The organism is uncultured Clostridium sp., from assembly GCF_934754915.1.
In the GTDB taxonomy this organism is placed as follows: Bacteria; Bacillota; Clostridia; order Clostridiales; family Clostridiaceae; genus Clostridium.
Window position 1 is genome coordinate 1 of record NZ_CAKVKB010000182.1, and the last position, 5,450, is coordinate 5,450.

Annotated in this window: 4 protein-coding genes; 3 read left to right on the plus strand and 1 reads right to left on the minus strand. The window is 27.3% G+C overall.

Going from position 1 to position 5,450, the window contains the following annotated elements; all coding sequences use genetic code 11:
* The first annotated feature begins 1,249 nt into the window (after positions 1 to 1,249).
* The 3 genes from Q0F58_RS16835 to Q0F58_RS16845 are packed head-to-tail and all read left to right on the plus strand — an operon-like array spanning position 1,250 to position 3,652.
* The gene (locus tag Q0F58_RS16835) at positions 1,250 to 2,104 is read left to right on the plus strand and encodes a MurR/RpiR family transcriptional regulator (RefSeq protein ID WP_294379026.1); all 855 of its coding nucleotides are present in this window, start codon (positions 1,250 to 1,252) and stop codon (positions 2,102 to 2,104) included.
* Between the two features lie 20 nt (positions 2,105 to 2,124).
* Entirely contained in the window at positions 2,125 to 2,805 is a 681-nt protein-coding gene (gene rpiA, locus Q0F58_RS16840) for a ribose 5-phosphate isomerase A (protein ID WP_294379027.1), read from the plus strand.
* Between the two features lie 10 nt (positions 2,806 to 2,815).
* Positions 2,816 to 3,652: an aldo/keto reductase gene (locus Q0F58_RS16845; RefSeq protein WP_294379028.1), complete on the plus strand. Its 837-nt coding sequence runs from the start codon at positions 2,816 to 2,818 to the stop codon at positions 3,650 to 3,652.
* A 183-nt stretch (positions 3,653 to 3,835) separates the two neighbouring features.
* Here the strand turns inward: Q0F58_RS16845 and eno are convergent, their stop codons facing one another.
* Positions 3,836 to 5,131 carry a phosphopyruvate hydratase gene (gene eno / locus Q0F58_RS16850; protein WP_294379029.1) on the minus strand — a complete coding sequence of 432 codons (1,296 nt, stop codon included), beginning with the start codon at positions 5,129 to 5,131 and terminating at the stop codon, positions 3,836 to 3,838.
* Positions 5,132 to 5,450 lie beyond the last annotated feature (319 nt).

Below are 5,450 nucleotides of genomic sequence, written 5' to 3' on the forward strand. Positions count from 1 at the left end.
ATATATCTAAATATCCTTTCAAGTGAAATATTATCTCATTTTACAATCGTTGTCAAGATTATGCATATATATATATACTTATATTATTTACCATAATATTTATAAAAATCTTTGTTAAGTTTATAACATATAAAAATACCCAGATATTTTTATATGTTTATCAAAAATATCTAGACATTTTTATCATTATATTAAATTTTAACTTTTTAATTTATCATTTACTTTTCAAAATCACGAATTTTCTGACTATTTTGTAAAATATCAATATTAGATATATACATAATATATTAAATTAACAAATTAGAATTAATAATTAAATTTTTCAAAGATTTCTTTTAATAATGTAGCTCTACTATCTATATTAGAAACTACAATTGCTTTTCCTATTTCCAAATAAGATATTTTTTATTTTTTGTTATTTATTCATCAAAATAATGATATTTATTTTCTTACTGGTCTGTCATATTATTTATCTTTTTCTTTAAATAATTTTGAAATTAATAATTTATAGTGCAACATATACTTAAGTGTTAGTATATTGTTCTTTAAGTTATCTATTATTTTGTTCCATATTAAATATTCAATATAAATTTTCAATTAAATTTATATTCATTATCTTAAAAGCAGTTATCCATCTAATCTATATTATTTTTCTTGACAATTTCTTAAAATAAAACTAAAATCTTATTGTATAGTAATGTGTGCGTGCGTGAGACTATACAATAAGATTTCTTTTTTCTAACAATAACCTGCGTGTGATATTGTTAGCCTTATTTAATTGTGTTGTGATTAAATAACTAGAGACTTTTTCAACAATAAAATATAATAATTTTTTGCTTCTTTGTTGTGTGCGCTTCAAAGAAGTTTTTTACTATCCAAAATTCATTGAAAATCATTCTCAATTAAATGATATATTATTATTCATATCTTGTCAAGTTATTTCCTTAATATTTTTTTGCTAATCTATGAAAATTATTTTTATCGATATTCTATTTACAAAAATTATTTTTGCTAGTATATTATATATTACAGGATTGAAATTATATGAAAAATTTATCTAATACGTATAAAAACTAAAAAATCCACCTTTTATTGTTAATCCAAATATAGATTATATGTTCCAATAATAAAACTACATAATAATTAAAGAAGTCTTGAAAAGATTTCATCCTTCATCATAAATGGTTCATTTTACATTGTTGATTAGAATATTTATATTATCAAAATAATCAAAAGAAAGGATACAGTTATGGATAAAATTAATTCCATTATAAATACTATTTATTCTGAATATGCTAATTTTTTTGAAGCTGAAAAGAAAATTGCTCAGTATGCTTTAAACAACCCTTCACTTCTCATTGAAATGACCATCTCAGAATTAGCTGAAGCAGCAGGAACAAGTGATGCAACTGTAACAAGATTTTGTAGAAAATGTGGTATGAAAGGGTTCCATCATTTTAAGATTACTTTGGCAAAAGAACTTGCTGATGACTCAAAAAAAGATGTTAAGGCTTCAGGAAATATAAGTGAGCAAAATATTAAAGACTCTCTTAACAGCATCATGTTAAATAAAATTGAAGAAATGAAACAGACAATTTCATCAATAAATGAAATACAACTTAAAGAGATTCTCAATCTTTTAAAAAATGCTAGAACAATCCAATTTGCTGCTGTAGGAAATACAATTCCTGTAGCACTCGACGGCTGTTATAAATTCAATCAAATAGGAATCCCATCTGTCGCAAATACAATATGGGAAACTCAAATTGCATATACCTATAATCTTACCGAAAAAGATGTTGTCATTGCAATTTCAAATTCCGGTGCTTCTAAAAAATTAATTGATGTTGTCCATGTTGCCCAGGAAAAAGGTGCAGCCACAATAGCAATTACCAATAATGACAAATCTCCACTAGCTAAAAGCTGCAAATATCATATAAAGACTGCAACAAGAGAAAAATTATTTTTAGATGAATATTTCTTTTCAAGAATTTCAGCTATGACTATAATTGAAATTTTATATCTTTTTATGGTAGTTGGAAAGCAGGATGTTTATAAGAATTTAAGCAGACATGAGCAATCAATTGCAGATGATAAAATTTAAAATTTTAAAATATGGAAAGGATGATAAAATTGAAAAAAAAATGTGCAAAAGAAGCTCTAAAATATATAAAAAATAATTCTATAATAGGACTTGGAGGAGGCAGTACCATTTCATACCTTGTGTCTTATATTAAAGAATCAGGAATGAATGTTAAAATAATTACTCCTTCTTTAAAAACAGAATTATTATGTATTGAAAATGGATTGCAGGTTATTCCCACTATGAGTGTTGATTCTATACCAATTGCATTTGATGGTTGTGATGAAGTTGATAATAGCCTTAATGCATTAAAAAGTGGTGGTGGCATTCATACAAAAGAAAAGATAATAGCATCAATGGCTGATCAATATATTCTTCTTGTAGATGAAAGTAAAGTAGTTGACAGATTAGATTTTAAATACCCTGTTGTTTTAGAAATAATACCTGAAAGCCTTGGAATAGTTAATAAAGCTGTAAAAAATATTGGTGGAAAACCTATCATGAGAAGCAGTAATTCAAAAGATGGATTTACACGAAGTGATCATGGATTATTTCTAATGGATGTAGATTTCAGCAATTGTTATATAGAAGATATAGGTAAACTAAACGATACTTTGAAAAGCATTATAGGAGTTGTTGATACATCACTATTTTATAAGATTGCAACAAAAGCGTTAGTTGCAGGAAAAAATGATATAAGAGTAATAGAATGTGAAAGGTAGGTAAAATATAATGAATGAAAAATTTAAAATCTTAAATAATGACATAAAAATACCAGCTATAGGATTCGGTACATATAAGTCTGGAAACGATAAAGAAACAGCAGAAATAGTAAAATATGCTTTAGAAGCAGGATACAGACAAATAGATACAGCTTCTTTCTACGGAAATGAAATTGGAGTTGGAAATGGAATAAAGGAAAGCAAAATTGACAGAAAAGACATATTTTTAGCAACAAAGCTTTGGAATGATGATCACGGATATGAAAACACATTAAAAGCTTTTAATGAATCATTAAAAAAACTTCAAACAGATTATTTAGATTTATACCTTGTTCATTGGCCAAATAAATTAAATGCTGAAACATGGAAGGCTTTTGAGCATCTATATAAAACTGGAAAAGTAAAAGCAATAGGCGTATGCAATTTTAAAATAGGTCACTTAGAAGAATTAAAGAAGACTGCTGAAATAATGCCAATGGTAAATCAGGTTGAAATGCATCCTCAAAATTCAAAACCTGAAATGGTAGATTACTGCATCAAAAACAATATTCAACTTATAGCATGGAGTCCTATAATGAGAGGAAAGCTATTTTCAAACCAACTGCTAACTAGCCTATCAGAAAAATATAAAAAGACAATTGCACAAATCATATTAAAATGGCATATTCAAAGAGGTGTAATTCCTATTCCAAAATCATCTAACCAAGAAAGAATAAAAGAAAATTTTAACATATTCGATTTTGAACTTTCAAATGAAGATATGAATTCTATAAATTCATTGAATGAAGGATATGATGCATCTGTAACAGGAGTACCTGAAAATACTACCTATCTTGATTTCAACTAATAGTTCTATAATTGGAAATCAGTTATACTTTTAGTTCTCTTTCAATTAAATTTAAACAGTAGTTTAAAATGACCACATCAATTGGCTTTAATCAGCTTAGTTGATGTGGTCTTTCAGGTATTAGTAGAAAAAATATTTATAATTTATTAATAATCATAGATCCAGTATTTAAAATCCTAAAAATTATTTTTTTAAGTTAAAGTAAGCTTTCTTACCTCTAAATTCTGCAACCTTTCCAAGTTCTTCTTCAATTCTTAATAATTGATTGTATTTAGCAACTCTTTCAGATCTTGCAGGTGCACCAGTCTTTATTTGACCAGCATTTACAGCTACAACTAAATCAGCAATTGTTGTATCTTCTGTTTCACCGCTTCTATGAGAAACTACAGCTGTATATCCAGCTCTGTTAGCCATTTCTATAGCATTTAAAGTTTCAGTTAATGTACCAATTTGATTTAATTTTATAAGTATTGAGTTTGCAACTCCAAGACTTATTCCTTTTTCTAATCTCTTAGTATTAGTAACAAATAAATCATCACCTACAAGCTGAACTTTCTTTCCAAGTCTTTCAGTAAGTATCTTCCATCCATCCCAGTCTTCTTCTGCAAGACCATCTTCAATAGAGATTATTGGATATTCATCAACCCATTTTTCAAGGAAATCAACCATTTCTTCTGATGTAAATGTCTTTCCTTCATGTTCTAATACATATTTTCCATCTTTATAATATTCAGAAGAAGCAGCATCTATAGCAATAAACATTTCTTCTCCTGGTTTATATCCAGCTTTTTCTATAGCTTCAATAATAACATCTAAAGCTTCTTTATTGCTCTTTAAGTCTGGAGCAAATCCACCTTCATCACCTATACCAGTAGAATATCCTTTATCATTTAAGATTTTCTTTAATGTATGATATACATCTGAGCACATTCTTAAAGCATTGCTGAATGTATCAGCTCCAGCTGGCATTATCATGAATTCTTGTAAATCAACTGAATTGTCAGCATGTGATCCACCATTTAAGATATTCATCATTGGAACTGGAAGAACTTTTGCATTAACTCCTCCAATGTATCTGTATAAAGGCATGTCTAATGCTTTAGCTGCTGCATTTGCAACTGCAAGAGATACACCAAGAATTGCATTTGCACCTAATTTACCTTTGTTGTCAGTTCCATCTAATTCAATAAGCATCTTATCAATTTCAGTCTGATTGAAAACATTGCATCCAATTAATTCTTCTGCTATAGTTTCATTAACATTCTTTACTGCTTTTAATACACTCTTTCCTTGATAATAATCCTTATCTCCATCTCTTAATTCAACTGCTTCATACATTCCTGTTGATGCACCTGATGGAACAGCAGCTCTTCCTACAGTACCATCTTCTAAATATACTTCTACTTCAACAGTAGGGAAACATCTTGAGTCTAGGATTTGTCTTGCAACAACGTCTACAATTTCTAAATAGTCTTTCATTTAAAATTCCTCCTGATTTTTATAGCATATTCATACTATATTTTTATTGTGTATAAGTTCCAATAAAGTTCTGCCTAAAAATTCTTAAAATGCTCAGTTTAACTGATATCATAAAATCATTTAATACAGAATCTCAATTTGAACATATTTTATACTGACATACAGATTATCTGCTATTTTTCACAGTAATACTTTATCTGTGAATTTTCTGACAAAAACATTATAACAAAAACGATAATCATTCTCAATATGTTGTTTGAAATTTATTAAAATAATTTTATTTATAATAATGAGACAATTATTTTAATAGACTTCATAT